This window comes from Flavobacterium wongokense (genome assembly GCF_021608265.1).
Lineage (GTDB): Bacteria > Bacteroidota > Bacteroidia > Flavobacteriales > Flavobacteriaceae > Flavobacterium > Flavobacterium wongokense.
Genome location: NZ_JAKIHP010000001.1, coordinates 1,080,120 through 1,106,423, shown reverse-complemented (window position 1 = coordinate 1,106,423; position 26,304 = coordinate 1,080,120). Strand labels below are relative to the sequence as shown.

The 26,304-nt window shown below is 38.5% G+C and carries 28 protein-coding genes; 18 read left to right on the top strand and 10 right to left on the bottom strand.

From position 1 onward, the window contains the following. Positions 1-77: 77 nt before the first annotated feature. The 3 genes from L1S31_RS04755 to L1S31_RS04745 all read right to left on the bottom strand — a co-directional run bounded on the left by L1S31_RS04755 (position 78) and on the right by L1S31_RS04745 (position 2,052). Positions 78-437: a YraN family protein gene (locus tag L1S31_RS04755; protein ID WP_236462915.1), complete on the bottom strand. Its 360-nt coding sequence runs from the start codon at positions 435-437 to the stop codon at positions 78-80. Then, on the bottom strand, positions 438-1,334 hold the full coding sequence (locus tag L1S31_RS04750) for a S66 peptidase family protein (RefSeq protein ID WP_236463516.1): 897 nt from the start codon (positions 1,332-1,334) through the stop codon (positions 438-440). An 82-nt stretch (positions 1,335-1,416) separates the two neighbouring features. After that, the gene (locus L1S31_RS04745) at positions 1,417-2,052 is read right to left on the bottom strand and encodes a hypothetical protein (RefSeq protein WP_236462911.1); all 636 of its coding nucleotides are present in this window, start codon (positions 2,050-2,052) and stop codon (positions 1,417-1,419) included. Between the two features lie 128 nt (positions 2,053-2,180). On the opposite strand from L1S31_RS04745, the gene metG reads away from it, so the two are divergent. From metG to L1S31_RS04720, 4 genes are all read left to right on the top strand, one after another. Beyond that, positions 2,181-4,253, top strand: coding sequence for a methionine--tRNA ligase (gene metG, locus L1S31_RS04740; protein WP_236462907.1), 2,073 nt, complete (start codon positions 2,181-2,183; stop codon positions 4,251-4,253). Positions 4,254-4,317: 64 nt separating this feature from the next. After that, positions 4,318-4,839, top strand: a complete 522-nt coding sequence (locus tag L1S31_RS04735) for a ferritin (RefSeq protein WP_236462904.1) — start codon at positions 4,318-4,320, stop codon at positions 4,837-4,839. Positions 4,840-5,067: 228 nt separating this feature from the next. Next, complete coding sequence (locus tag L1S31_RS04725) at positions 5,068-5,757, top strand: HAD family hydrolase (protein ID WP_236462900.1); 690 nt, start codon at positions 5,068-5,070, stop codon at positions 5,755-5,757. A 1-nt stretch (position 5,758) separates the two neighbouring features. Then, entirely contained in the window at positions 5,759-6,382 is a 624-nt protein-coding gene (locus L1S31_RS04720) for a CatA-like O-acetyltransferase (RefSeq protein WP_236462897.1), read from the top strand. Positions 6,383-6,468: 86 nt separating this feature from the next. Here L1S31_RS04720 and L1S31_RS04715 read toward each other — a convergent pair whose 3' ends face one another. Both L1S31_RS04715 and L1S31_RS04710 read right to left on the bottom strand, forming a co-directional pair. Beyond that, positions 6,469-6,858 carry a hypothetical protein gene (locus L1S31_RS04715; RefSeq protein ID WP_236462895.1) on the bottom strand — a complete coding sequence of 130 codons (390 nt, stop codon included), beginning with the start codon at positions 6,856-6,858 and terminating at the stop codon, positions 6,469-6,471. A 193-nt stretch (positions 6,859-7,051) separates the two neighbouring features. After that, positions 7,052-7,384 carry a single-stranded DNA-binding protein gene (locus tag L1S31_RS04710; protein WP_236462892.1) on the bottom strand — a complete coding sequence of 111 codons (333 nt, stop codon included), beginning with the start codon at positions 7,382-7,384 and terminating at the stop codon, positions 7,052-7,054. A gap of 297 nt (positions 7,385-7,681) precedes the next feature. Here L1S31_RS04710 and L1S31_RS04705 point away from each other — a divergent pair, with 297 nt between their 5' ends. Genes L1S31_RS04705 through L1S31_RS04690 form a run of 4 tightly spaced genes read left to right on the top strand, consistent with a single transcriptional unit; the run spans position 7,682 to position 11,462 of the window. After that, on the top strand, positions 7,682-8,032 hold the full coding sequence (locus L1S31_RS04705) for a hypothetical protein (RefSeq protein WP_236462889.1): 351 nt from the start codon (positions 7,682-7,684) through the stop codon (positions 8,030-8,032). Beyond that, the gene (locus L1S31_RS04700; protein WP_236462887.1) at positions 8,033-10,420 is read left to right on the top strand and encodes a M20/M25/M40 family metallo-hydrolase; all 2,388 of its coding nucleotides are present in this window, start codon (positions 8,033-8,035) and stop codon (positions 10,418-10,420) included. It abuts the gene before it with no gap. After that, positions 10,417-11,220, top strand: a complete 804-nt coding sequence (locus L1S31_RS04695) for an SDR family oxidoreductase (protein WP_236462884.1) — start codon at positions 10,417-10,419, stop codon at positions 11,218-11,220. The genes L1S31_RS04700 and L1S31_RS04695 overlap by 4 nt, the downstream gene beginning before the upstream one ends. Then, a complete protein-coding gene (locus L1S31_RS04690; RefSeq protein ID WP_236462881.1) occupies positions 11,217-11,462 on the top strand; it encodes a CBU_0592 family membrane protein in 246 nt (81 codons plus the stop codon). Before L1S31_RS04695 ends, L1S31_RS04690 begins: the two co-directional genes overlap by 4 nt. A 29-nt stretch (positions 11,463-11,491) precedes the next feature. Here L1S31_RS04690 and L1S31_RS04685 read toward each other — a convergent pair whose 3' ends face one another. Beyond that, positions 11,492-13,603 carry a M13 family metallopeptidase gene (locus tag L1S31_RS04685; RefSeq protein WP_236462878.1) on the bottom strand — a complete coding sequence of 704 codons (2,112 nt, stop codon included), beginning with the start codon at positions 13,601-13,603 and terminating at the stop codon, positions 11,492-11,494. A gap of 172 nt (positions 13,604-13,775) precedes the next feature. Between L1S31_RS04685 and L1S31_RS04680 the strand changes: the two genes are divergently transcribed. The 4 genes from L1S31_RS04680 (at position 13,776) to L1S31_RS14935 (ending at position 16,984) form a co-directional block, all read left to right on the top strand. After that, on the top strand, positions 13,776-14,450 hold the full coding sequence (locus tag L1S31_RS04680) for an SCO family protein (protein WP_236462875.1): 675 nt from the start codon (positions 13,776-13,778) through the stop codon (positions 14,448-14,450). Between the two features lie 64 nt (positions 14,451-14,514). Beyond that, on the top strand, positions 14,515-14,751 hold the full coding sequence (locus tag L1S31_RS04675; protein WP_236462872.1) for a FeoA family protein: 237 nt from the start codon (positions 14,515-14,517) through the stop codon (positions 14,749-14,751). A gap of 5 nt (positions 14,752-14,756) precedes the next feature. After that, positions 14,757-16,859 (top strand): ferrous iron transport protein B, encoded by a 2,103-nt coding sequence (gene feoB / locus L1S31_RS04670; RefSeq protein ID WP_236462870.1) that lies wholly within the window; start codon positions 14,757-14,759, stop codon positions 16,857-16,859. Beyond that, a complete protein-coding gene (locus tag L1S31_RS14935) occupies positions 16,781-16,984 on the top strand; it encodes a FeoB-associated Cys-rich membrane protein (protein WP_370637857.1) in 204 nt (67 codons plus the stop codon). Before feoB ends, L1S31_RS14935 begins: the two co-directional genes overlap by 79 nt. On the opposite strand, the gene L1S31_RS04660 is transcribed toward L1S31_RS14935, so the two are convergent. The 3 genes from L1S31_RS04660 to L1S31_RS04650 are packed head-to-tail and all read right to left on the bottom strand — an operon-like array spanning position 16,981 to position 19,903. Beyond that, a complete protein-coding gene (locus L1S31_RS04660; protein WP_236462865.1) occupies positions 16,981-17,367 on the bottom strand; it encodes a hypothetical protein in 387 nt (128 codons plus the stop codon). The genes L1S31_RS14935 and L1S31_RS04660 overlap by 4 nt on opposite strands. 13 nt (positions 17,368-17,380) lie before the next feature. Further along, positions 17,381-18,028 carry a metal-dependent transcriptional regulator gene (locus L1S31_RS04655; protein WP_236462862.1) on the bottom strand — a complete coding sequence of 216 codons (648 nt, stop codon included), beginning with the start codon at positions 18,026-18,028 and terminating at the stop codon, positions 17,381-17,383. 3 nt (positions 18,029-18,031) lie between these two features. After that, positions 18,032-19,903 (bottom strand): Nramp family divalent metal transporter, encoded by a 1,872-nt coding sequence (locus L1S31_RS04650; RefSeq protein ID WP_236462859.1) that lies wholly within the window; start codon positions 19,901-19,903, stop codon positions 18,032-18,034. Positions 19,904-19,986: 83 nt separating this feature from the next. Here L1S31_RS04650 and L1S31_RS04645 point away from each other — a divergent pair, with 83 nt between their 5' ends. From L1S31_RS04645 to trhO, 4 genes are all read left to right on the top strand, one after another. Further along, a complete protein-coding gene (locus L1S31_RS04645; protein WP_236462856.1) occupies positions 19,987-20,727 on the top strand; it encodes a transporter in 741 nt (246 codons plus the stop codon). Further along, positions 20,728-21,870 carry a lycopene cyclase family protein gene (locus L1S31_RS04640; RefSeq protein ID WP_236462853.1) on the top strand — a complete coding sequence of 381 codons (1,143 nt, stop codon included), beginning with the start codon at positions 20,728-20,730 and terminating at the stop codon, positions 21,868-21,870. It begins immediately after the preceding gene. 113 nt (positions 21,871-21,983) lie between these two features. Next, on the top strand, positions 21,984-22,394 hold the full coding sequence (locus L1S31_RS04635) for a BrxA/BrxB family bacilliredoxin (protein WP_236462849.1): 411 nt from the start codon (positions 21,984-21,986) through the stop codon (positions 22,392-22,394). A 128-nt stretch (positions 22,395-22,522) separates the two neighbouring features. Next, on the top strand, positions 22,523-23,878 hold the full coding sequence (gene trhO, locus L1S31_RS04630; protein WP_236462846.1) for an oxygen-dependent tRNA uridine(34) hydroxylase TrhO: 1,356 nt from the start codon (positions 22,523-22,525) through the stop codon (positions 23,876-23,878). A 28-nt stretch (positions 23,879-23,906) separates the two neighbouring features. Here the strand turns inward: trhO and L1S31_RS04625 are convergent, their stop codons facing one another. Next, positions 23,907-24,323, bottom strand: coding sequence for a lipocalin-like domain-containing protein (locus tag L1S31_RS04625; protein WP_236462844.1), 417 nt, complete (start codon positions 24,321-24,323; stop codon positions 23,907-23,909). Between the two features lie 168 nt (positions 24,324-24,491). Here L1S31_RS04625 and L1S31_RS04620 point away from each other — a divergent pair, with 168 nt between their 5' ends. Beyond that, a complete protein-coding gene (locus tag L1S31_RS04620; RefSeq protein WP_236462842.1) occupies positions 24,492-25,832 on the top strand; it encodes a PSP1 domain-containing protein in 1,341 nt (446 codons plus the stop codon). After that, positions 25,816-26,301 carry a gliding motility lipoprotein GldH gene (locus L1S31_RS04615; protein WP_236462838.1) on the top strand — a complete coding sequence of 162 codons (486 nt, stop codon included), beginning with the start codon at positions 25,816-25,818 and terminating at the stop codon, positions 26,299-26,301. The genes L1S31_RS04620 and L1S31_RS04615 overlap by 17 nt, the downstream gene beginning before the upstream one ends. Positions 26,302-26,304 lie beyond the last annotated feature (3 nt).

Genomic DNA, 26,304 nt, shown 5'->3' with positions numbered 1-26,304 from the left:
AAAGTTATTGAAATCAAGCATATTAGATATTATATAATAGTCGTAAAAGTTTATAAAAAGTTTCAAAAATATGTAATTTAAAAGTGATAAAATGCATCTTCGATATGCTCAATTTTAAATTTTTTATCTTCCCTGCTGATGGCAATGATATCAAATCGAACCTCAGCATCCAAATCATTGGAAGTAATGTATTCATCCATTGCCTTAACCAACAGCTTTACTTTGGCATTCTTTACAAAATCCTGTGGCAGTCCAAAATCAATTGACGAACGGGTTTTTACCTCAACTGCCGCAATGGTATTATCCTTTTGGGCTATAATATCAATTTCCGCTTTTTGAAAGGTCCAATTGGTTTCCAATATAGTATAACCGTTTTGTTTCAAAAAACCCTCCGCGAGCTCTTCTCCTAATTTCCCAAGTTCGTTGTGCTCTGCCATTTATTCAAAAATCACTTTGCTTTCCTTTGCATTCACTTCCATCGAAACCTGTCTTCCAAAAATCATAGCACGATTGTCGCGGATATGCCCGGCAGGAAAATTATAAATGATTGGAATGTTCAGGCCTTTGGTAACATCTTCGATTATTTCCAATGCATTTCTTCCCCATGGAATGTCATTGTCCTTCATTTCGGTCATCGCACCAACAATGATTCCTTTTAAACCCGACAGGCATCCATTGCGTTTCAGGTTCATCATCATTCGGTCTATGTGGTATAAATATTCATCCAAATCTTCAATGAACAATATTTTATCCGAACAGTCAACTGCTGATTCTGAGCCCAGCAAACTGTATAAAATAGAAAGGTTGCCGCCAACCAATTCGCCTTTGGCTTTGCCATTATGATTCAACGCATCGCAATCTAAGGTGTATTGCAATTTGTCGCCAAACAAAGCAGCACACAGCGAATTCTTGGCTTCATCCGTCGCTCGTGGAATGGCAACCGGCATTGTTCCGTGTATGGATTCAATGCCCATTCGGTTCAATTGACTGTGCAAAACCGTTACATCGCTAAAACCGACAATCCACTTTGGGTTTTGCCTGAATTTGGTAAAATCCAATTTGTCAATCATCTTTACGGTTCCATATCCTCCGCGGACACACCAAATTGCCTTGATATTCGGATTGTCCATCTGCTCCTGGAAATCGGCAGCACGTTGGTCATCCGTTCCTGCCAATTGATAATAATCGAGCCCGATGGTTTTGCCGAGTTTAACTTTCAAACCCCAACCTTCAAGCAAATCAATCGTTGGTTTCAGGTTGTCTTCAATATTTTTCCGTGCTGTAGAAACTATGGCAATCGTGTCGCCTTTTTGTAAATAAGGAGGTGTAATCATTTTCTTTTGGGAATAAATGAATGAAAAGCAAGATACAAAACTAAGTGCAAAAAGAATTTTTGAATTCATTCATCAAAAATAGTTAATATTTCTTATGCCAACCAAAACCGGAACTAATTGCAATTCCAAAGTAATTGGTTTTTGAAATATTTCCCACCAGTTTGAAGCCAAAACTTCCACCAAAGCTGACCTGCCTTGAAGTAAGAGGTATAAAGCCATAAGCCATTAATCTCCTTTTCTCTTTTTTAAACCATTTGAAATTCAGTTCAAAAGGAAACCCAAGTGAATTGTCTTTGACTGTGTAATAATTGTTTTCCTCATTCCTCCAATGATTCCAATGCACATGTGATATTCCTGCTGAAATACTCAATGAATGGCCATTTTTTGCCCATCTTTTCCCATAAAGCAACCCATAATCCATAATATGCTGGGCTTTATTGAATACCGGAACCGGAACTGGTGGATCCATTGAAAATACTTTGTTCTCAAATCCGGAGAAGCCTCCAAGCCTGAAAGTAAATAAGTCATTTTCCAAGACTTGGTAATTTAAAGTGGCACCATAAACGACTCCGCTTGTGGCACCTCCTCCAAAACCTGCATAGCCTTCAAAAAAGACTATCGGATTGGGCTTGACAGATTTTAATGAATCCTGTGCATTTGAGTAATTAAATACTAATAACAATAAAATAAACAGCGTTTTTTCGAATTGGTTCTGCATGGCTTAAACGTATAGATTAATTTAAAATAATGATAATGCCTGAAGCGTAATCTTCTTACTAAACTAATGGATACAAAAGTTATGATTTCGTTGCAAAAAACTTATTTTTGCACTCTATTTATGAGATTATGCTAAAAGATCCAAAAAGATATACCATCACAGCCGCTTTGCCTTATACTAACGGACCAATCCATATTGGCCATTTAGCAGGCGTTTATGTGCCATCCGATATTTATGCCCGTTATTTAAGATTACAGGGAAAAGACGTTGCCTTCATCTGCGGAAGCGACGAGCATGGTGTTGCGATTTCAATGAAAGCCAAAAAAGAAGGAATAACACCGCAACAGGTTATTGACAAATACGATGGAATCATTCGCCAGTCCTTTATTGATTTTGGGATTTCTTTTGATAATTATTCAAGAACATCTTCCAAAATCCACCATGATACGGCTCAGGAATTTTTCAAAAAGTTATACGACAATAATGATTTCATCGAAGAGGTAACCGAACAATTGTATGATGCCAAGGCTGATCAATTCCTTGCAGACCGATTTGTTACCGGAACCTGTCCGAAATGTGATAATCCGGAAGCTTATGGCGATCAATGCGAACGTTGTGGTTCGACTTTGAATGCGACAGATTTAATCAATCCAAAATCTACAATTACCGGGGAAACTCCGATTTTGAAAAAAACAAAACACTGGTTTTTGCCATTGAATCGTTATTCTGATTTTTTAACGGATTGGATTTTGGTTGGTCATAAAAACGACTGGAAACCGAATGTATACGGACAGGTAAAATCGTGGATTGATGCAGGCCTGGAACCAAGAGCAGTAACCCGTGATTTAGATTGGGGAATTGACGTTCCGGTTGAAGGCGCTGAAGGGAAAAAACTTTACGTTTGGTTTGATGCACCCATTGGCTATATTTCTGCTACCAAAGAATGGGCAGCACGCGAAGGAAAAAATTGGGAAGACTACTGGAAAAAAGACGACACCAAATTGGTTCATTTTATTGGGAAAGACAATATTGTTTTCCACTGCATTATTTTCCCGGCGATGTTAAAAGCGGAAGGGACTTTTATCCTGCCTGACAATGTTCCGGCAAATGAGTTTTTGAATTTGGAAGGGAATAAACTTTCTACCTCAAAAAACTGGGCAGTCTGGCTGCATGAATATTTACAGGATTTCCCTGAAAAACAGGATGTGCTGCGTTACGCTCTTACAGCAAATGCCCCTGAAACCAAAGACAATGATTTTACCTGGAAGGATTTTCAGGCTAGAAATAACAATGAGTTGGTTGCCGTTTTTGGAAACTTCATTAACCGTGTAGTGGTCTTAACCGATAAATATTATGAAGGAGTTGTTCCGCAATCGAATGAATTTACAGATATCGATGTTCAGACATTAGCCGAAATGCGTGCCTATCCGGCGGTGATTTCGAGCTCGTTGGAACGTTACCGTTTTAGGGAAGCTTTGAACGAGTTGATGAATCTTGCCCGTTTAGGGAACAAATATCTTGCTGATGAAGAACCTTGGAAATTAGTTAAGGAAAATCCGGAGCGTGTAAAAACGCAAATGTTCGTTGCACTACAAATTGCTACAGCCTTGGCTGTTTTGTCTGAACCGTTTTTACCCTTTACATCAGCTAAACTTAGGAAAATGCTCGACATCCATCCAAGTCCGCCAGAAGTAAACGATTGGAACGAAGTGGCAACCGCTGAACAGATTCTTTCTCCGGGAACAAAAATTGGTGTAGCAGAATTACTTTTTGCCAAAATTGAAGATGCTGAAATCCAAAAACAAATTGACAAATTAGAAGCTACCAAAACATCAAATGCGATGGGAGATAAAGTAACAGAACCACAAAAAGCTACCGCTACTTTTGAGGATTTTGCCAAATTGGATTTGCGTGTAGGGACTATTGTTGAAGCCGAAAAAATGCCAAAAGCCAATAAACTTCTAGTTTTGAAGGTTGATACTGGTTTGGATGTGAGGACTATTGTTTCGGGAATTGCCGAACATTTTTCTCCTGAAGAAGTAATTGGAAAACGCGTTACCGTTTTACTCAATCTGGCACCAAGGGCTTTGCGTGGCGTGGAAAGCGAAGGCATGATTTTGATGACCAATAATGCCGAAGGTAAATTGGTTTTTGTAAATCCGGATGCTGATGGCGTTGATAATGGCGCTTTGATTAGTTAAAAAACAACCTAATCTTAGAATGTTAAAGCGATTTATTTTCTAACTTTATGAAAAATTAAAAATTATGTTGTCAAAAAATATTGAATCCGTACTGAACAAGCAAATCCGAATTGAGGCCGAGTCTTCTCAGGTTTATTTATCGATGGCTTGTTGGGCAGAAAACCAAGGATTGGAAGGCGTTGCCCAGTTTATGTACAAGCAGTCTGACGAAGAGCGCATGCACATGCTTAAATTGGTAAAGTATGTCAACGAACGTGGCGGACATGCCCTTGTTACGGATTTGAAGGCTCCAAAAACTACTTTTGGAACCATGAAGGAAATGTTCGAGGAATTGTATAATCATGAGTTATTCGTTTCAGATTCTATTAATAAATTGGTTCATGTGACGTTTGAAGAGAAAGATTATGCAACCCACAACTTTTTACAATGGTATGTTGCCGAGCAGATTGAAGAAGAAGCCCAGGCAAAAACCATCTTAGATAAAATTAACCTGATTGGAGATGACAAAGGCGGATTGTATTTATTTGATAGGGATATTCAACAAATTACCGTTAAAAGTTCTATCGGAATCAGCAATACTAATTAATCCGAATTCCACTCGTTTTGAGTAATAAAGAAAAACATAAAACCAAAAAGAAACAGGAAAAAGCACTTCTTAAAATCCACAAAATGGCGGATAAGTGTAAATCGTCCTGTTGTGAAAAATATAAAAAGAAAGAAAGCAAACGCTGCAAACGCTGCCCGATGTTTGACTTGCTGAAAAAATATAAAGACTCCATCTAATGATGGAGTTTTTTTGCCAAAATTAAATCCTATGAATCTAAAAGTCATTGCATTCGACGCCGACGATACCTTATTTGTAAACGAACCTTATTTTCAGGAAACAGAAGAAAAATTCTGTGCGCTGATGAGTAATTACCTTTCTCATCACACACTGTCCCAGGAATTATTCAAAACTGAAATTGCCAACCTCGATTTGTATGGTTATGGAATCAAGGGTTATATCCTTTCAATGATTGAAGCCGCAATGAAAATATCCAACAATACCATTTCTATAGAAATCGTCGAGAAAATCATTGAATACGGGAAAGAACTTCTTCAAAAACCTATCGAAATCCTGGACGGTGTTGAGGAAACCCTCGAAGCCTTAAAAGGAAAATACAAACTGATAGTAGCAACCAAAGGCGATTTGAAAGACCAGCAAAGCAAATTGCACCGTTCTGGTTTAGGTCATTATTTCCACCATATTGAAGTGATGTCTGACAAGCAGGAAATCAATTATCAAAAACTGTTGAACCGTCTGGAAATTGAACCCAATGAATTTTTCATGATTGGAAACTCTCTTAAATCAGATGTGCTGCCTGTTTTGGGTATTGGTGGTTATGCTGTGCATATTCCGTTTCACACGACCTGGGAGCACGAAAAAATAAATCATACTGTGGAACATCCAAATTTTTATACGATGGAAAAAATTTCGGATGTCCTTGAAATTTTATTGAAATAACGTGAAGCAGAAACTAGACCTTAACAATTGGAACCGTAAAGAGCATTTTAAGCATTTCAATCAAATGGAAGAGCCATTTTTTGGGCTTATTGTTCCCGTTGATTGCACCAAGGCTTATTCAAAATCAAAAGAATTGGGTGTTTCGTTCTTTACCTATTACCTACATAAAACGCTTGTTGCTGTTAATGATATTGAATGTTTCAGATATCGGATTATAGATGGTCATGTGTATATTTTTGACAGGATTGATGCCTCGGCAACTATCCTTCGTGACGATAAAACTTTCGGTTTTTCGCTAATTGAATATGCTGAAAACCTTAGTGAGTTTTCCGATATAACAAAAAAGGAAATTGCACGAATACAGGAAACAACCGGATTGATTACGCGGGATTTTGAAATTAATCTGATTCATTTTTCTGCCTTGCCTTGGGTAAATTTTACATCCTACTCACACGCGCGAAGCTTTACTTTTCCTGACAGCTGCCCCAAAATTTCCTTTGGGAAAATGATGGATGAAAACGGAATCAAAACTATGAATATGGCAGTTCATGTGCATCACGCTTTGATCGACGGTTATGATGTTGGCGTTTTTATCGAACGCTTTCAGGAATTGATGAACGGCTAGTATTAAAAAATATAGGTCCAATTTATCCCGTCGCTGATAACAATTACCGTTTTCAGTACCGCATTAAAAGGCATTGTCAAAGGAGCTCATGTAGCCGTATTGGAATCTTTTGCATAAAAGGCTCCGCCGAAAGTGTATATTTTTGCATTCACTGAATTCGAAATATTCCGCAATACATAAATCCTTCCCGGAACGTTCACCGCATTTGGCAAAATGAATTCGTCACTGCCTGCTGTAGGTGTCAGTGAAATATAAACCCCGTCATTGATTTGGGTTGCACTTCCTGACGGACCGCCATTAAAGGTTGCTGAGCCGGCAACATTTGCATTTACAATCCCGATTTCCTTAATGGTCAGATTCCCGTTGATATCGAGTGTGCTTAAAGGTGTTGTAGTGTTGATTCCAACTTGTGCCAAACCAGAATTTACAGCACAAGTAGCTGCAATTAAAATCAATGCTAATTTTAATTTGTTCATGGTTTGTTTTCTTTTGACATTTTAAAAGTAACTAAATAGTTGAATAAACATCAACCATTTATTTTCAAATCGTCATCGAAAACGTTTGCGTGTTGACAACTTTGCGCTTTTTACGTTAAATCTTTACAATATCCATAAGCATAAAAGCGATAAAATTTGAATTTTTACCGCTTTATGCCTGATTTAGAATTACTTATTTTCCCAATAGCAAAATATCATTCGCAACCACTTCTGTGATGTAACGTTTGTTGCCGTCTTTGTCGTCGTAACTTCTATGAGTAAGTTTTCCTTCGACAGCAATTTCCTTTCCTTTGTCAACATACTTTTCGATGATTTCTGCGAGTTTGCCCCAGGCTGTTACACGATGCCATTCGGTTTGTTCTACTTTTTCACCTTTGTCATTGGTGTAATAATCATTGGTAGCGATAGTAATGTTCGCTGCCTTCCTGCCTCCGTCAAAGGTTTTGATTTCTGGTTCCTGTCCTACGTGGCCGATTAACTGTACTTTGTTTCTCATTGCATTCATGGCGTTTAAAATTTAAATGTTATTTTTTATTGCTGTTGAAAGGGTTTGTTCAAATCAACGATGCAAAATTGTGACGGTTTGCAAAATTTATTCGGTAACTAAGCATTTACTTTCGGTTGTAATTGTTTGCTACCATTTGTAAACGGAAATATTTTTACTATATTTGATTGAGAAAAGGCTGACAAACACAAAAGGCGCATCCCACATAGCCCCGATGGTAGCGGCACGCAGTATAGCGGACAGCGGGAAAATGGAAACCAAAAATGCCCGAACGATTCGCTCCTAAAAAAGAGAATTATGGATAAAGTTTGTTTGGAATGTGGGGAAAGGATTGTAGGCCGTGAAGACAAAAAATTCTGTGGTGATGGATGCCGCAACGCTTACAACAATAAAATAAATAAAGACAGTACCAATTATATGCGGAACATAAATAACAAGTTACGCAAAAATTACCGTATTTTGTCTGAGATTAATGTTGAGGGGAAATCGAAAACCACAAAATCCAAACTGCGCGACAGGGGTTTTGACTTTGATTTTATGACGACAATTTTGCATACCAAATCTGGCAATACCTATTACTTTATTTACGATCAAGGATACATGGTTCTGGATAACGATTTTTACATGTTAGTTAAAAAGGACATTTAAATGAGAAAAAACTATACTCCCATTTATTCCCTACTGGTGCTCGTTGCATTATTATTTGGCGTTTTCTACTTTATGATGCCCCAAAGTTATGACGAAACCGAAGCGCCGCTTTCTGAGTTTTCGACTAAAAGGGCTCTGGAAACGGTGAAGGAAATTTCGAAACAACCTCATTATGTGGGCTCCAAAAACCACGAAGTTGTTGCCAATTACATCCAAAAGGAATTAGAGGGATTGGGCTTGGAAACTTCGCTCCAGGAAGGTTTCACCATGACCGAAAAAGGAACTTTGGTCAAATCCAAAAATATCATTACCAAGATAAAAGGCTCCAAAAATTCCAAAGCTTTATTATTGCTTTCGCATTACGATTCTGCGCCACATTCCTCGTCAAAAGGCGCCAGCGATGATGCTTCCGGAGTTGCTACCATACTCGAAACCATTCGTGCTTTCCTCCACACCAAAACCCCACATAAAAACGATATCATCATCCTGTTTACCGATGCCGAAGAATTGGGCCTGAATGGTGCTGCACTTTTTGTAACGGAGCACAAAATGGCAAAAGATGTTGGTTTGGTGTTGAATTTTGAAGCGCGTGGAAGTTCGGGTCCAAGTTATATGCTGATGGAGACCAATGATGGAAACTCCAAAATGGTCGATGCCTTCAAAGCCGGAAATGCTGATTATCCGGTTTCCAATTCGCTGATGTACAGCATTTACAAAATGCTTCCGAACGATACCGATTTGACTGTTTTCAGGGAACAGGGAAAAATCCAGGGATTCAATTTTGCCTTTATCGACAGTCATTTCAACTACCATACGGCTCAGGATACCTACCAAAACCTGGATCCAAAAACCCTGGCTCATCAGGGGAGTTATCTGTTTCCATTGTTAAAGTATTTTTCAAATGCGGATTTAACCGATTTGAATTCGGCCGATGACGATATTTATTTTAATGTGCCGTTTAGTTTTGTGAGTTATCCTTTTGCATGGATCCTTCCGATGCTGATTGTGGCTTTTGGCTTGTTTTTCATTTTTGTTTTTGTTGGATTGGGGAAACGCGCGATGCGTTTGGACGAAATCATCAAAGGCTTTGTACCGCTTTTGGGTTCACTGGTTGTAGGGGGATTAATCACTTATGTTGGCTGGACGGTTTTGAAAAGTGTTTATCCACAATACAATGACATACTACAGGGCTTCACTTATAATGGGCATGATTATATTTATGCATTTGTGAGTTTAACGCTGGCAGTCTGCTTTTTGTTTTACCATAACGATGGTAAACGAAATCCGGAAATGGGTCAAATGATAGCGCCACTATTCATTTGGCTGCTGATTAATCTTGGAATTGCCTTCAAACTTCAGGGCGCTGCATTTTTAATAATCCCTGTGATTTTCAGCACATTTATGCTGGGCTTTTATGTCCTTACACAAAGATCGGGTTGGATTCTAAATTGTCTTTTGGCGATTCCAACGCTTATTATTTTAGTGCCTTTCATTCAGATGTTCCCAATTGGTTTGGGATTGAAAATCCTGGTTGGAAGTTCTGTTTTGACAGTTTTGGCATTCACATTATTGCTTCCAATCTTTGGTTCCTTTACCAAAAAAGGAATTTGGGCAATCGTGTTTATTGTAATCGGGATTGGATTTTTTGTAAAAGCACACCAGGCTTCGGATTATTCAGCACGAAAAGCAAAACCAAACAGTTTGGTCTACATTTTAAATGCTGATTCGAACAAAACCAATTGGGCAACCTACGATACCAATCTTGATGAATGGACCAAAAGTTATTTGGGCGAAAAACCAAAGGATGGTTCCTCGTTGAATTCGAACAAATTATACAGCAAATACGGTTCGCAATATACTTTCATGGCTGATGCACCAATGGCTGCCATTGTCAAACCAACGATTGAATTTTTGCGCGATACGCTCAAAGGGAATCAACGTTTATACAAAATAAGAATCACGCCAAACCGAAAAGTAAACCGTTACGATATTTTTTCCAACAACAATATTCAAATCAATAATTTCAAGGCAAACGGAGTGAAATCGGTTGATTTTGAAAGCAACATCGCTTCGAAAACTTCCGGTAAATTATTGACCTATTATGTGGTAGACAACCTTCCGTTAGAACTGGAATTTTCAATCAGTGATAAGCAAAAACTCGATTTGGATTTGGTGGAAGCTTCCTTTGATTTATTATCGAATCCTTTGGTAAAAGTGAGCCCCAGAAAATCGGGAATGATTCCAACGCCTTTCGTACTGAACGATGCAGTGATCATCAAACAAAAAATCAAGCCTTCACCAAAGCTCCCTTTGGAAAATCCCGAATTACACAGGCGCTTTGTGTCAAGGGACACGTTAAGCGTTGCAGTTGACAGCTTAAAAAGATGAAGCAAATCTCCATTTTAGGTTGTGGCTGGCTCGGATTGCCTTTAGCAAAATCATTAATTGGAAAAGGATTTTCAGTTAAAGGTTCAACAACTTCTGCTGACAAAATCGCCGTTTTAAAGGATGTCGGAATTGAAGCTTTCCAGATTGAAGTTTCCGAATCCAGAATCACAGGCGGAATGGATTCGTTCCTAAAAAATTCAGAAATATTAATTATTGATATTCCACCAAAATTAAAAAACGTTTCCAGCGAAAACTTTGTAAAAAAGATTCAGAATCTGATTCCGTTTATCGAAAAATCAACTATAAGGAAAGTTGTTTTTATAAGCTCAACTTCTGTTTACGGAGATGACAATTCTGATATTACAGAAGCAACAAAACCTCAGCCTGATACCGAAAGCGGAAAGCAATTATTGGAAGCTGAACGGCTTCTGCAAAGCAATTCGGATTTTAAAACAATGGTAATCCGTTTTGGTGGATTGATAGGCGAAAATCGTCATCCGATTCATTTTTTAGCAGGAAAACAAAACATAGAAAATCCAAAAGCGCCAGTTAATCTAATCCATCAGGCAGACTGTATCGGGATCATAGAAAAAATAATTGAGCTCGATTGCAGGAGCGAAACGTTTAATGCTGTGGCGCCGTTTCATCCGACAAGAAAAGAGTATTACATCCAAAAGGCAATTGAATTAGGATTACCTTTGCCTGGATTTGCAGAGGAAACGACTTCGTTTGGCAAAATCATCGACTGCAGCCTTCTCGAAAAAACCTTAAATTATAAATTTCAATATCCTAACTTATGAGTACAACTGATATCATTGGAACCATTGGCGTCAGCCTAATCCTGATTGCGTATTTCCTGAACATATTTTCATTAATCAAAAAAGACGGATTATTGTTTTATATCCTGAATATTTTGGGTGGAGCGATTGCCTGTTTTTCATCGTATCTGATTCGGTTTTGGCCGTTTGTAATCCTCGAAGGAACCTGGGCCGTAATCAGTATCGTTGGCTTATTGAAAGGCATAAAAAAACCTCAAGATTAACTTGAGGTTTTTTATTTATTATAAATGGATTACCAAATTCTAACTCGTTTGCTTGGCTCAATATACATTCCGTCTCCCGGTTTGATATCAAACGCGCTGTAGAAAGTGTCTAAGTTTAACAAAGGCACATAACCTCTGTACATTCCCGGCGAGTGCGGATCTGTTTTCACTTGGTTTTTCAAGGCTTCATCACGCATTTTACTTCTCCAGATGGTTGCCCATGAAATGAATAATCTTTGTTCTGGCGTGTAACCATCAATTAGTCCAGGGTTTTTATTTTCTTTCAGATACAATTGCAAACCGTCATAAGCAGCATTGATTCCGCCTAAGTCTCCAATGTTTTCGCCCAAAGTGAATTTTCCATCAACATGGGTTCCAGGCAATGGCTCCAACGCAGAATATTGATCAGCCAAAGCTGAACCTAAATCTGTGAATTTTTTCAAATCATCAGCAGTCCACCAATCTTTTAGGTTTCCTTCTGCATCGTAAGTCGCGCCCTGATCGTCAAATCCGTGTGAGATTTCGTGTCCGATAACTGCTCCGATTCCACCATAATTAACCGCCTCATCAGCTCTGTAATCATAGAAAGGTGGTTGTAGGATTGCAGCCGGGAAAACAATCTCGTTGTACGAAGGATTGTAGTAGGCATTCACGGTTTGTGGCGACATTCCCCATTCTGTTTTGTCAACTGGTTTGTTTAGCTTTTCCAAATCCTTTTTCCAGTTCCATTCTGAAACATTTTTCAAATTTGTAAAATAGCTTCCACCTTCTTCCGGACCTTTTACCTCTAAGGCAGAATAGTCTTTCCATTTGTCAGGATAACCTATTTTAATCGTAAGGCTGTTCAATTTTTCAATTGCCTTAGCCTTAGTTTCCGGTGACATCCAGGTTAGGTTATTAATCCTAAGTTCATACGCACGCATCACGTTTCTAATCATTCGGTATGCTTTGTCTTTAGCTTCTGCCGGGAACATTTTTTCTACATACAATTTACCCAATGCCTCTCCGGTTGTTCCGTTAACAACCTGAAGTGCTTTTTCGTGACGTGGTCTTTGTTTCAAGGCACCAGTCAATGCTTTTCCGTAGAATTCCCAGTTAGCCGTTTCAATGTCTGTTGACAATTGTCCTGCTGCACCTCTTAGTAGGTTCCAACGCATGTATGCTTTCCAGTCTTCGACTTTGTTTTCTGCTAAAAGAGTCTGCAAAGCAGCCATATATCTTGGTTGGGAAACGATAACAGTATCAATTTTTGTGATACCAATTCCATTCAAATATCCTTTCCAGTCAACGATAGGCATCATTTTTTGCAAATCGGCAATCGACGTTGGATTGTATTGTTTTTTTGGATCTCTTCTTTCAACACGGTCCAATCTTGGTCTTGACATTGCAGTTTCAAAAGCGAGGATTTTTTCAGCATCTGCTTTTGCCTGCTCTGGTTTTTCACCAATGTATGACAACATACGTGCTATGTGCGCTTGATATTTTTCGCGTTTTTCCTTAGAATCCTTATCATCAGAAATGTAGTAATCCTTGTCTGGCAATCCTAAACCTCCGGCTCCAAGAGTCACCGAATTTTTCTTGCTGTTTTTATCATCAGCTCCAATTCCGAATCCGAAGAAACCTGCTCCACCGCCTTTAGCTTCCTGTTCCATCATCAATTTCTGCAAATCCTTGATGTTTTTAACCGCATCGATTTTTGCCAGATAAGGTTTGATTGGATTGATTCCCTGCTTGTTTCTTGCAACCGTATCCATAGCTGCTTTGTACATGCTTATTGCCTTGCCCTGATCTGTGCTTGAAGAATATTTTGGGTTGTTGGCAGCTTCCTTTAAGATAGCCAAAGCATCCTTGTCTGTGTTTTGACGTAATTCATCAAAACTTCCCCAACGGGTTTTATCTGCAGGAATTGCAGTGTTTTTTAACCATGTCCCATTTACAAATTGAAAGAAATTGTCTTTTGGGCTTACCGATTTGTCCATCAGGGAAGTATTGATCCCTGGTTGTGTTTTTGGCTCCGCATTTACCTGAACGGATGCACTTCCCGATTTGTCCGGATGTGCTTTTTGCTGAGCATTTACCTGAACTGCGCCTGTAAAAATACAAGCCGTCAATAATGCTTTTGATACTGTAGTAACCTTCATAATTAGTTGCTTATTTTTAGTTGATTGCAAATTTATTGTTTCTAAGAATAGAAATGTTTTTTTAACAAAATTATATGTCTTAATTGTTTTGATAATGTTACAAACAACGTTTTGCTTTTGTATTTTTGCCACTCGAGACCGTAGGTCGAATTGTATGAAATAAAAAAAATAAATGCTTGAGTTCATAAAAAAATACAGGATTTTCATTGGTACTTTTCTGGTTTTTTCCATCATAACCATTTCGTTGTTTTACAATGTGTTAAAACCCGAAAAAACGCTTCCTGTCTATAATCCTGCTGATGTCAATCCCGAATTGGTGGATTCAACCGTTCAATATATTGCACGCGAACATAAGATTGCCGACTTCTCATTTGTCAATCAAAACGGAAAAACAATTACCCAAAAAGATTACGAAGGGAAAATTTATGTTGCCGATTTCTTTTTTACAACCTGTCAATCAATTTGTCCGATTATGACCACGAATATGGTTGATATTCAAAAAGCGTTTCTTCATAATCCGAAAGTGATGATTTTATCGCATACGGTAACTCCCGAAATCGACAGCGTTCCGGTTTTGAAAAAATATGCTTTGGAAAAAGGTGTTGTAGACTCCAAATGGAATTTGGTTACCGGTGATAAAAAAGACATCTACAGTATGGCTCGAAAGTCATACCTCGCAGTCAAATTGGGCAAACCAAGTGAATTGTATGATATGGTGCACACCGAAAATTTCGTTTTGGTCGATGCCGAAAAACGTGTCCGTGGCTTTTATGATGGCACCAAACCAGCCGAAATCCAGCGTCTTATTGAAGACATCAACTGGCTTTGTGAAAATGATAAAAAGTAGTTAAACTGGCATTTATCATTCTAAAATAACTACTTTTACAATCTTAATTCAATCTAAATAAGTATTGAAAACCACCGTTGATTTATTACGTATTGGAGACAAGGCAACAATCACCAATGTTGATTTGGACAAAATCCCGCTAAAGCTTTTAGAAATGGGATGTTTGCCCGATAATGATTTGGAAGTGATACAAATTGCACCGCTTGGCGATCCCATATATTTGAATGTAAACAATGGTTCTCATTTGGCTATTCGAAAGGAAACAGCTCGTGAGATTGAAGTTGAAATCCACGAGAAATAGTCAAAATGAGCATTCAAAACATTACTGTAGCGCTTATTGGAAACCCAAATACCGGAAAAACTTCGGTGTTCAACCAATTGACCGGATTGAACCAGCAGGTTGGGAATTATCCCGGGATTACGGTAGAGAAAAAACTTGGCTTCTGTAAACTACCGAACCATGTCAAAGCCAATATTCTTGATTTACCGGGAACTTACAGCCTTAACGCAAGCTCGATTGATGAAAATGTGGTCATCGAATTGCTACTGAATAAGAACGACAAACTCTATCCTGATGTTGCTGTTGTAATTACAGATGTAGAAAACCTGAAACGGAATTTACTGCTTTTTACACAGATTAAGGATTTGGAAATCCCAACGATTCTGGTCATCAACATGAGCGACCGAATGAAACCTAAAGGCATTTCGCTGAACATTACCCATCTTGAAGAACAATTGAAAACAAAGATTGTTTTGGTCAGCACACGACAAGGAATTGGAATTGAGGATTTGAAAAATCAGATTGTGGATTACAAATCATTGTCGACGGAGCCTTGTTTAAATGCCTCGAGCATTGATGTGGACTATTTTGACAAATTACGCCATGCCTTTCCCGATCAGTTGTTGTACAAACTTTGGCTGGTGATTACGCAGGATGTAAATTTCCTCAATCTGGAGCGTAACGAAATTCCAAATCAATTTACAAAATCGCATTCCGAATTAAAGCGCCTACAGCAAAAGGAAACCATCAAACGGTATCAATTCATCAACGACACTTTGAAAGTTGGATTGACCATTGACAAGGAAAATGCAACGGATTTGCGTTCGAAACTGGACAAAATCCTGACCCATAAAATATTTGGCTACCTGATTTTCTTTGCTATACTGCTGTTGATTTTCCAATCGATTTTTGACTGGTCGAGTTATCCTATGGATTTTATCGATGCTAGTTTTGCCGATTTGGCTTCTTACGCAAAAAACAAGCTTCCGGCTGGAGAATTTACCAATCTAATTACTGACGGAATCATTCCCGGAATTGGCGGAATCGTGATTTTCATACCGCAGATTGCGTTTCTTTTCCTCTTTATTTCGGTACTCGAGGAAAGTGGTTACATGAGCCGTGTTGTTTTCCTGATGGATAAAATCATGCGCCGTTACGGACTTTCAGGAAAAAGCGTTGTCCCTTTAATTTCGGGAACTGCCTGTGCCATTCCGGCAATCATGAGTGCGCGAAACATTGAAAACTGGAAAGAACGGCTGATTACAATTTTGGTCACACCTTTTATAACCTGTTCGGCGCGTTTGCCGGTTTACGCCATTTTGATTGCTTTAATAATTCCCGAAAAAAGGATTTTGGGAATCTTTAGCCTGCAAGGCGCAACATTGATGATTTTGTATCTTTTAGGTTTTGGAATGGCTATTTTTTCAGCTTTCATCCTCAACAAAATCCTGAAGTTTAAAGCCAAATCGTATTTTGTTGTTGAGATGCCAAACTATAAATTACCGTTGTTCAAAAATGTTGCGATTAACGTAATTGAAAAAACAAAATCATTTGTCTTTGGCGCCGGAAAAATCATTTTGGCCATATCAATAATCCTGTGGTTTTTGGGTTCGCATAGTCCGAATGCATCGTTTGGCAATGCCGAAAAAATAGTTGCTGAGAATGCAAAAAACAAAGGCATAACGCTGGATCAAAAACAATTGGAAAGCGAAGTTGGGACGTATAAATTGGAAAATTCCTTTATTGGAATCATTGGAAAATCCATCGAACCCGTGATAAAGCCTTTGGGTTATGACTGGAAAATTGGGATTGCCGTAGTTACCTCTTTCGCAGCTCGTGAAGTCTTTGTTGGAACATTGGCCACAATTTACAGCGTAGAAAACAATGATGACGACAGCACCATAAAAAGTAAAATGCAGGCAGATGTCCATCCGGACGGAAGCAAGATATTCAACTTTGCGACGGGCGTTTCCTTACTGTTATTCTATGCTTTCGCGATGCAATGTGCGAGCACGCTTGCTGTGACGAAAAAGGAAACCAATTCCTGGAAATGGCCTATGGTACAATTAATTTTCATGAGTGGATTTGCCTATATAACTGCGCTGATTGCGTATCAATTCTTGAAATGATGGGAACACAGGAAATTTTGGTTTATCTCACCGTGGCTGCAGCTTTGGCTTTTATAATCCGAAAGTTTTTTTGGAAAAGGAAATCAAAGAAAAATTGTGGCGATGACGATTGTGGCTGTCATTAATTTTCAAATGTTATTCCGATGAATTTCTTTTTGGCTTTAACGGTCACTCCATTCTTTGGGTACGGAAAAACGGCTACTGATTTTATCTTTTTTGAATAATAATTCGAAAACCAATTAATGTTTTCAGCCGTGTTTTTTGGATTGAATTTCAGTGTTTTTGATTCCATAAACTTCCTGTCCTTATATACCCTGATTATTGCCGAAACCTCGCCAGCCCAAACACAGCTCACACCTTCGGGACAACGTGAATCGTCGAAAACCTTTTCCAATCTTAAGTGGTATCCTTTTTTAGGCATGCATTTTTTTGGCGTAATCTTAACTTCGCTTTGCGAAAAAGCTGAAAGACTGAAAATTAGGGCTATGATGGCAAAAAGATTCTTCATGACAATTCGTTATTTAGTGAACAAATAGGTTATTGGCTATTTTATTGGAGATGGTAACTTTTCTCGAATTGACTTCAACCAGTAAAGTATCGTCAAAATTTTCCCTTTCCTTCACTACAAAAGTCGAACCCAAAGAAATCTTCTGCTTGTCTAAATATTTTAAAAAGTCAGAAGAGGAATCCTTAACTCCAATGCAACGATATTCCTTATTCAGCTCCACTTCCGAAAGCAATAACTTATTGGATTTTTTGATAAGCCCGCTTGAATCCGGAATCGGATCTCCGTGTGGGTCTTCGGTTGGATTTCCCAGGAAATCGTCTAATTTATTAATCAGTTTTTCCGATTTGATATGTTCCAATTGTTCGGCTATATCATGAACCTCATCCCAGGGAAAGTGCAATTTATCTACCAAAAAAACTTCCCACAAACGATGCTTCCTCACAATCATTTTGGCCAAATGGCTTCCTTTATCTGTCAATATAACACCTTTATATTTTTGATAAACAATTAATTCCTTATCCGCCAATTTCTTCAGCATATCGGTAACGGATGAAGCCTTGGTTTCCATTTTTTCAGCAATGGCATTCGTGCTCACCTCGGTTCCCGACGATGATGTGATATGGTAAATGGTCTTTAAATAGTTTTCTTCCGAAAAAGTCATTCCTTAATTTTTTACAATAAACAAAGGTATGTTTATTTTGTGACGAACATTATCTACCGTGGTTCCAAAAATCAAATCTTTGAAGCCGGTATGGCCATGCGTTCCCATGATCAGCAAATCGAAACGGCCTTCGTTGATAATTTTTGGAATGATTTTTCCGGGTTTTCCAAATCCCAACTTAACTTCAATATGGAATCCTTTTTCTTCCAAAAGCTTTTTGTAGTCCAACAATAGCTGTTCATCAACCGAAGTCTCGTGATCGCTGGTAGTGCTTCCATAGATCATGGCGCCAACGGTTTCTACAACATGTATCAAAGTGTAATTTGCATCCTTTCCACCTATGTCAAATGCATGGTTCAATGCCTTTTCATCTGCTCCTGAAAAATCAACCGAAACAGCAATGCTCTTTTTGGAATAATTTTTCTCAGTATGAAGTTTAATAACCGTGTTGTGTGGCAAATGATTTTCGATGATCTCCTTTGCTTCGCTTACAAAAGGTTTGAAGATAATGTAGATGAGCAAAAACAGGAATCCAATGGCAATCGGAACTACAGTACACCACAAAACAATTGGGTTTTCAGAAGTTTCAAGCCAACCCTGGATTTCATTAAAAACCAATTTTGCATTCAGCGAAACAATGATTACCGCTATAATCCAAGAGGCAATTTGCGTTGTGGTACTGATTTCGAATCCTTTCATTTTCGATTTATCGCTGACAAAATGGATTAGCGGAATAATGGCAAATCCCAATTGCAGGCTCAGAATCACCTGGCTCAAAATCAGCATTTTCCCGGTTACACTTTCACCATAAACCAAGATTACGATTACTGCCGGAACAATGGCAATCAAACGCGTAATGATTCGCCTTACCCAGGGTTGTATCCTTAAATTAAGATAGCCTTCCATCACAATCTGTCCGGCTAAAGTTCCTGTAATTGTTGAGCTTTGCCCAGCTGCAATCAAGGCTACAGCAAATAATATTGGTGCCCATTTGGTTCCCAATAAAGGTTCCAAAAACCGATGCGCGTCCTGGATTTCTGCAACATCAAACATTCCGTTTTGATAAAATACCGCTGCGCCCAAAATCAAAATAGCCGCATTTACAAAGAATGCGAGATTCAATGCTATGGTCGAATCGATAAAATTATACTTCAAGGCCTGCCTGATTCCAGCTTTGCTTCGGTCGAACTTTCGGGTTTGCACCAAAGAGGAATGCAGGTACAAATTATGGGGCATCACCGTCGCTCCTATAATTCCGATGGCGATGTACAAAGCATTTTCATTTGGTAAGGAAGGAATCAATCCGGTCATGATTTTGCCAACTTCAGGTTGGGCAAAGATCATTTCTATGATGAATGAAACTCCAATGATCATTACTAATGCTATAATGAAGGCTTCCATTTTCCGGATTCCTTTATTAATCAAAAACAGCAATATGAAAGTATCTAAAACCGTTATCAAAACCCCTTGAATCAGGGAAATATCAAAGAGCAGGTTAAGCCCAATCGCCATACCGAGAACCTCCGCCAAATCACAGGCAGCTATGGCAATTTCTGCCAGGAAATAAAGTATGTAATTGACAAAGGGAGAATAGGTTTCGCGTGAAGCCTGCGCCAAATCACGCTGTGTAACAATTCCCAGACGCGCACTGAGGCTTTGCAAAAGCAGCGCCATAATGTTGCTCATCAGCAACACCCAAAGCAGGGCATATCCAAACTGGCTTCCTCCGGCAATATCGGTTGCCCAGTTTCCAGGATCCATATAACCCACACTGATTAAATACGCCGGGCCAAGGAATGCCAAAATTTTTCTAAAACCTGTTTTCTTATTTTCGGTTGCAACCGACTGATTTACTTCCTCTAATGATTTAGCCATTTTATAAACTTTTGCACAAATATAAAATAAATTTGATTACAGTAAATATATTTTTAGATTTGTCTAAAAATAATTTTATAAACATGAAAAAGACACTCCTCTTATTTTCTGCCTTAGCAACTTCTTCATTATTTGCCCAAAACGATCCTATCCAGGCAGACCGTCCAGACCAAACCGAAACGCCAGCCATTGTCCCAAAAGGAATGTTCCAGGTTGAGACCGGTTTTACTTATCAAAAAAATGAGGAAAATAGCACTTCCAATAGCCTGCCTTCTGTACTATGGAAATATGGTGTGAATGAGAATTTTGAATTGCGTTTGATTACCGAATATGTTTCCGAGAAAAATTTTGATGAAAAAAGTGATGGCTTTACTCCAATTTTGATTGGCTTTAAAGTGGGGCTTTGCGAAGAAAAAGGCATAATTCCCAAGACTTCTTTCATTGGGCATATTGCTTTGCCAAACGCTGCTTCGTCAAGATATAAAAATGATTTTGTGGCTCCGGAATTTAGGTTTACGATGCAGCACACGCTTTCAGATAAATTTTCTTTGGGTTACAATTTAGGCTGCGAATGGGACGGAGTGACACCCGAAACCATTTTTGTCTATACACTGACAACTGGTTATTCCATCAACAAAAAACTGGGTTGTTATGCCGAGATTTTTGGTTTTGCTCCTGAAAAGGATAAAGCAAACCACAATGCTGACGCTGGCTTTACCTATTTGATAAACAACAATTTTATGGTAGATTTGTCTTCAGGAGTTGGTATCACCGAAAATGCACCCGACTATTATTTGGCGCTCGGTTGTTCCTTCCGGATATAAATGAAACACTACCATTACATTTTTACAGGCTCGGGTTTATCCGCTTTGATGACGGTTTATGAAATGGCCGTTTCCGGTAAATTTGAAGATAAAACGATACTTTTAATTGATTCGGATTCCAAAAAAAACAATGACAGAACCTGGTGTTTTTGGGATGAAAATAATTTGTTTGATGAAATAATCTCCAAGAAATGGAATTCTGCCCTTTTTGCCGATAAAAACTTTCAAAGAGAATTAAATCTCAATCCCTATCAATATAAAATGATTAAGGGTTTGGATTTCTATAAGTTGGTTTCTGAAACAATCTCCAAATATTCCAACATTCATTTTTCCAATCAAAAAGTACTGGATTTCCAGGAGTTGGGTAATCATTGTGTGGTAAAAACTGATACGGAAAGTTTTACCTGCAACAAGATTTTTAATTCTATTTTTAATGCTGAATTGGTAAAAGCCCAAACCAAATATCCGCTTTTGCAGCAGCATTTTATCGGTTGGTTTATCAAAAGCAACGAAGCTGTTTTCAATCCGGATTGCGCTACGTTCATGGATTTTTCTGTCGAACAGAAAGGCAATACACGTTTCATGTATGTTTTGCCAACTTCCGAAACCGAAGCACTGATTGAATATACTTTGTTCTCAAAAAATTTATTGTCTAAAGAAGAATACGAAACCGAAATCCAAAACTACATTCAAAAACTCGGAATTTCTGATTACGAAATTATCGAAAAAGAACAGGGCAACATTCCAATGACGTCCTATCCATTTTGGAAACACAACACCAAAAACATTATCAACATTGGCTCTGCCGGAGGTTGGACCAAAGCGAGTACAGGTTATACTTTTAAAAATACAGTCAGGAAATCAAAAGCATTAGTGCAATTTCTGAAAACTGAAACCGACTTTAGGAAATTCCATAAAAAAGACAAATTCTGGTTTTATGATTTGTTGTTTTTGGATGTTTTAAGCCGAAGGAATGATTTGGGCCATCAGGTTTTTTCAGCACTTTTCAAAAAAGGATACCCAACACTAATCTTCAGATTCCTCGACGAGCAAACTTCGTTTCCGGAAGATTTAAAAGTAATCTGGAAATGTCCAAAAGGACTTTTCATCCGCGCATTGTTTGGCAGGATTTTCAGACTATAAGGCTATTGAAAATCTTTATGATTTCTTTAAAATTAAAAAAAGGAATTCTCATTATCTTTGCAGGAGATTTTTAAATCTAATATCGTATATCTACAATCTAAAATTAAAAAAATATGTATCCAGAAGAAATGGTAAAACCAATGAGAGCTGAACTTTCAGACGCTGGTTTTCAGGAATTATATAATGCAACAGACGTAAAAAATGCCATTAAGGCTGAAGGAACAACACTTGTGGTTGTAAATTCGGTTTGTGGATGTGCTGCAAGAAATGCTCGTCCTGGAGCAAAAATGAGTTTAGACGGAGCAAAAAAACCAGACCATTTGGTAACGGTTTTTGCTGGTGTCGACAAAGAAGCTGTTGATGCAGCCAGAGAGGAAATGTTTCCTTTTCCTCCATCATCGCCAAGCATGGCCTTATTCAAAGATGGTGAATTGGTTCACATGTTGGAACGTCACCACATTGAAGGCCGTCCGGCTGAATTGATTGCCGAAAACCTGAAAGATGCTTACGCGGAATTCTGTTAAGCTGTAATCAGACACAAATACAAACCACGATTCACCTCGTGGTTTTTTTATTTTTAAAAATAATGTAAATTTGCCGCGGATTCTTCCATTTAGAACCCACAAATATTTCTCACTTAAACGTTTATAGCATGCAACTGTATAACACCTTAAGCGCAGAAGAAAGAGCCGAGCTTATTGATCAAGCCGGCAAACAAAGGCTTACTTTGTCTTTTTATGCGTATGCCAAAATTGAAAACCCGCAACAATTTCGCGACAATCTTTTTATCGAATGGAATAAGCTTGATGCGCTTGGCCGTACTTATGTCGCCAAAGAAGGAATCAATGCCCAGATGAGTGTTCCTGCCGAAAATTTTGAAGCGTTCCGCGAAACTTTGGAAGCCTATGACTTTATGAAAGACATTCGTCTGAATGTAGCGGTTGAACATGATGATCATTCGTTTTTGAAGTTGACAGTAAAAGTCCGTGACAAGATTGTTGCCGATGGTTTGAACGACGAAACCTTTGATGTGACCAATATTGGCGTGCACCTAAAAGCAAAGGAATTCAATCAGATTTTGGACGATCCAAATACGATTGTAGTCGATTTCAGGAATCATTATGAAAGCGAAATCGGCCATTTTAAAGGCGCCATTACGCCTGATGTAGAGACATTCCGTGAAAGTTTACCTATTATTCACCACCAGTTGAAAGGCCACGAAGAAGATAAGAACCTTGTGATGTATTGCACTGGCGGAATCCGTTGTGAAAAGGCTTCGGCTTATTTTAAGCATCAGGGGTTTAAGAATGTCTACCAATTGGAAGGCGGAATTATCAATTATGCCAAACAAATCCAGGAAGAAGGTTTGGAAAGCAAATTCATTGGGAAAAATTTCGTTTTCGATCATCGCCTTGGTGAAAGAATTACTGATGATATCGTTTCGCAATGCCATCAATGCGGAAAACCTTGCGATAATCACACGAACTGTGAAAATGAAGGCTGTCATTTATTATTCATTCAATGCGATGAATGTAAATCTGCAATGGAAAATTGTTGCTCAACTGAATGTCAGGAAATCATCCATATGTCGTTGGCAGATCAGGTAAAATTGCGTCGTGGCGTGAAAAACGGCAACATGATTTTTAGGAAAGGAAAATCGGAAAAACTGTTGTTCAAGCATTCAGGAGAACTTTCAGACAAACCTTTAGCTGTTGCAGAAAAGAAAGACATCCGCCAGAAAATAAAAATCAAGAAAACCTTGATTGGAAAAGCAGAGCATTATTACGCTAAACCGCAAATTGGGCTTTTCATTATCGAGAACCAGGAAATTGCAGTTGGAGATAAAATTTTGATTTCAGGACCAACAACAGGGAACGAGGAAATTATTATCGAAAAAATGTTGGTCAACGGAAGTGAAAATTCGGTGGCAAAAGCTGGTGATAAAGTCACTATGCCCTTGCCTTTCCGAATTCGTTTGTCTGATAAACTGTTCAAGATTATTCAATAAAAAAAGCCGACTAAAAAGTCGGCTTTTTTTATGTTCTGGTGTAAACTTCAATTACGGTATCATTATCTCCGTCTTCATCATAATCATAAATAACCTTAACTTTTAAAGTCGTTGATGAGAGCTCAATGATTTTGGCAGTTTCTGCGTCTTCCCCTCCAAAAAGAACTGTAACATTATCTCCTGATCTGGTATAAGTAAAAGGATCAGAGTAAGGATCACATTGGTAAATATCCACAAAAGCTCCTGTTCCATCTGGGTTGAATTGCAAATAGTCTTTCCCGCAAGATTCGTGATCATCATAAGGATAGGTCTGCCCGAATACAATAGTTTCCTTATTGTACCATTTCCCGTTCAATTCCCCAGAGGTATCTGCACCATCAGAAGATGAACACGAGAAAATCATTCCCGCGACCAGTGCCATAGCGATAAATTTGATTTTTTTCATATTAAGGATTATTTTTAGGTTGAAGCTAAAATAGTACTTTTTTGGCCGCTAAAACAAATAGAAGCAAAATCTGCGAAAAGAATTTTTAAACCTTCAAAAAATACTATCTTTACACTTTTAACGTTTTATGAATTATAAGTTGCTTTTTGCAACACTCGATATATAATTATGGCTTGTCAAAGTTGTTCAACCTCAGATGGTAGTGCGCCAAAAGGTTGTAAAAATAATGGAACCTGTGGCACCGATAGCTGCAACAAATTAACTGTTTTTGATTGGCTGGCGAACATGAGCCTGCCCAACGGAGAGACCCCTTTTGACTGTGTCGAGGTCCGTTTCAAGAATGGAAGAAAGGATTTTTTCCGCAATACCGAAAAGCTAACCTTAAGCATCGGAGACATTGTGGCTACTGAAGCTTCACCCGGACATGACGTTGGCATTGTTACTTTGACCGGTGAGTTGGTTAAAATCCAAATGAAGAAAAAAGGTGTAAAACAGGAGAGCGCCGAAATTGCTAAAATATACCGAAAAGCATCCCAAAAAGACATTGATATTTGGAGTGAAGCCCGTGATAAGGAAGCTGCAATGCAGGTAAAAGCACGTGAATTGGCTATTGTCCACAAACTCGAAATGAAAATTTCGGATGTAGAATTCCAAGGTGATGGCTCCAAAGTTACTTTTTATTATACCGCAAACGACCGTGTCGATTTCAGGCTGCTAATCAAGGATTATTCGCGTGTATTCAGCACGAGAATTGAGATGAAACAGGTTGGTTTACGTCAGGAAGCATCACGTTTGGGCGGAATTGGCTCTTGCGGAAGGGAATTGTGCTGTTCCACCTGGTTAACCGATTTCAGGAGTGTAAATACTTCTGCAGCACGTTATCAGCAGTTGTCATTGAATCCACAAAAACTGGCAGGGCAATGCGGTAAACTAAAATGCTGTTTGAACTATGAGTTGGATACTTACATGGATGCGCTTAAAGGTTTCCCTGATTTTGAAACCAAATTAAAAACCGAAAAAGGCGATGCTGTCTGCCAAAAGCAGGATATTTTTAAAGGCCTGATGTGGTTTGCGTATACCGAAAACTTTGCAAATTGGCATGTGCTGAACATTGAACAGGTAAAGGAAATCATTGCCGAAAACAAACAGAATAAAAAAGTAAGTTCGTTGGAAGACTTTGCAATCGAAACCGTTGCCGAACCGGAAAAAGACTTTAATAATGCTATGGGACAAGAGAGCCTGACGCGTTTTGACCAACCCAAAAAGAGCAAAAACCGAAACAAAAATAAAAATAAAAACAAGGTTTCGAGCCAGAACCCTTCAGAAGCAAAGACCAATGGCCCAAAGTTAAATCAAGGGCAAAATAAACCTGAGGCCAAGCCGAACAGGCAGCCAAACCAGGCTCAGGATAAAGGTCAAAAACAAAATCAGAACCAAGGCCAGAATAAGAAACAAAACCCACAAAACAAAAAACCCATAATCATAAAAAAGAATGAAAATAAAGAATAGCATCCTTTTTATTTTAGTGTTGCTTTTGCTTGTTTCTTGTGATAAGAAAAGAGTTTTTGACCAATATAAATCCGTTGGAAATGCCTGGCATAAAGACAGTATCGTGACTTTTGATTTGCCACAGCTCGATTCAAAAAAGTTCTATAATTTATATGTGAATGTGAGGGATAATGACGATTATCCATTCAACAACCTGTTCCTGATTGTTTCGTTGGAACAGCCAAATCACAGGATAAAAGTGGATACTTTGGAGTACCAAATGACCAATCCCGACGGCACGCTTCTTGGAGACGGCTTTTCGGACATCAAGGAAAATAAGCTTTTTTATAAAGACAAAGAAAAATTTACCCAAAAAGGAATATATAAAATCCACATCAGGCATGCGACCAGACAAACAGGAAAAATTGAAGGTGTTACTTTGCTTCCCGGCATTTCCGATGTTGGTTTTAGAATAGAATCTACAGAATAAATT

Excerpts from the sequence above, each read along its gene's own strand:
- L1S31_RS04755 (WP_236462915.1), bottom strand. The coding sequence starts at position 437 with ATGGCAGAGCACAACGAACTTGGGAAATTAGGAGAAGAGCTCGCGGAG.
- L1S31_RS04750 (WP_236463516.1), bottom strand. The coding sequence starts at position 1,334 with ATGATTACACCTCCTTATTTACAAAAAGGCGACACGATTGCCATAGTT.
- L1S31_RS04745 (WP_236462911.1), bottom strand. The coding sequence starts at position 2,052 with ATGCAGAACCAATTCGAAAAAACGCTGTTTATTTTATTGTTATTAGTA.
- metG (WP_236462907.1), top strand. The coding sequence starts at position 2,181 with ATGCTAAAAGATCCAAAAAGATATACCATCACAGCCGCTTTGCCTTAT.
- L1S31_RS04735 (WP_236462904.1), top strand. The coding sequence starts at position 4,318 with ATGTTGTCAAAAAATATTGAATCCGTACTGAACAAGCAAATCCGAATT.
- L1S31_RS04725 (WP_236462900.1), top strand. The coding sequence starts at position 5,068 with ATGAATCTAAAAGTCATTGCATTCGACGCCGACGATACCTTATTTGTA.
- L1S31_RS04715 (WP_236462895.1), bottom strand. The coding sequence starts at position 6,858 with ATGAACAAATTAAAATTAGCATTGATTTTAATTGCAGCTACTTGTGCT.
- L1S31_RS04710 (WP_236462892.1), bottom strand. The coding sequence starts at position 7,384 with ATGAATGCAATGAGAAACAAAGTACAGTTAATCGGCCACGTAGGACAG.
- L1S31_RS04705 (WP_236462889.1), top strand. The coding sequence starts at position 7,682 with ATGGATAAAGTTTGTTTGGAATGTGGGGAAAGGATTGTAGGCCGTGAA.
- L1S31_RS04700 (WP_236462887.1), top strand. The coding sequence starts at position 8,033 with ATGAGAAAAAACTATACTCCCATTTATTCCCTACTGGTGCTCGTTGCA.
- L1S31_RS04695 (WP_236462884.1), top strand. The coding sequence starts at position 10,417 with ATGAAGCAAATCTCCATTTTAGGTTGTGGCTGGCTCGGATTGCCTTTA.
- L1S31_RS04690 (WP_236462881.1), top strand. The coding sequence starts at position 11,217 with ATGAGTACAACTGATATCATTGGAACCATTGGCGTCAGCCTAATCCTG.
- L1S31_RS04685 (WP_236462878.1), bottom strand. The coding sequence starts at position 13,603 with ATGAAGGTTACTACAGTATCAAAAGCATTATTGACGGCTTGTATTTTT.
- L1S31_RS04680 (WP_236462875.1), top strand. The coding sequence starts at position 13,776 with ATGCTTGAGTTCATAAAAAAATACAGGATTTTCATTGGTACTTTTCTG.
- feoB (WP_236462870.1), top strand. The coding sequence starts at position 14,757 with ATGAGCATTCAAAACATTACTGTAGCGCTTATTGGAAACCCAAATACC.
- L1S31_RS14935 (WP_370637857.1), top strand. The coding sequence starts at position 16,781 with ATGGCCTATGGTACAATTAATTTTCATGAGTGGATTTGCCTATATAAC.
- L1S31_RS04660 (WP_236462865.1), bottom strand. The coding sequence starts at position 17,367 with ATGAAGAATCTTTTTGCCATCATAGCCCTAATTTTCAGTCTTTCAGCT.
- L1S31_RS04655 (WP_236462862.1), bottom strand. The coding sequence starts at position 18,028 with ATGACTTTTTCGGAAGAAAACTATTTAAAGACCATTTACCATATCACA.
- L1S31_RS04650 (WP_236462859.1), bottom strand. The coding sequence starts at position 19,903 with ATGGCTAAATCATTAGAGGAAGTAAATCAGTCGGTTGCAACCGAAAAT.
- L1S31_RS04645 (WP_236462856.1), top strand. The coding sequence starts at position 19,987 with ATGAAAAAGACACTCCTCTTATTTTCTGCCTTAGCAACTTCTTCATTA.
- L1S31_RS04640 (WP_236462853.1), top strand. The coding sequence starts at position 20,728 with ATGAAACACTACCATTACATTTTTACAGGCTCGGGTTTATCCGCTTTG.
- L1S31_RS04635 (WP_236462849.1), top strand. The coding sequence starts at position 21,984 with ATGTATCCAGAAGAAATGGTAAAACCAATGAGAGCTGAACTTTCAGAC.
- trhO (WP_236462846.1), top strand. The coding sequence starts at position 22,523 with ATGCAACTGTATAACACCTTAAGCGCAGAAGAAAGAGCCGAGCTTATT.
- L1S31_RS04625 (WP_236462844.1), bottom strand. The coding sequence starts at position 24,323 with ATGAAAAAAATCAAATTTATCGCTATGGCACTGGTCGCGGGAATGATT.
- L1S31_RS04620 (WP_236462842.1), top strand. The coding sequence starts at position 24,492 with ATGGCTTGTCAAAGTTGTTCAACCTCAGATGGTAGTGCGCCAAAAGGT.
- L1S31_RS04615 (WP_236462838.1), top strand. The coding sequence starts at position 25,816 with ATGAAAATAAAGAATAGCATCCTTTTTATTTTAGTGTTGCTTTTGCTT.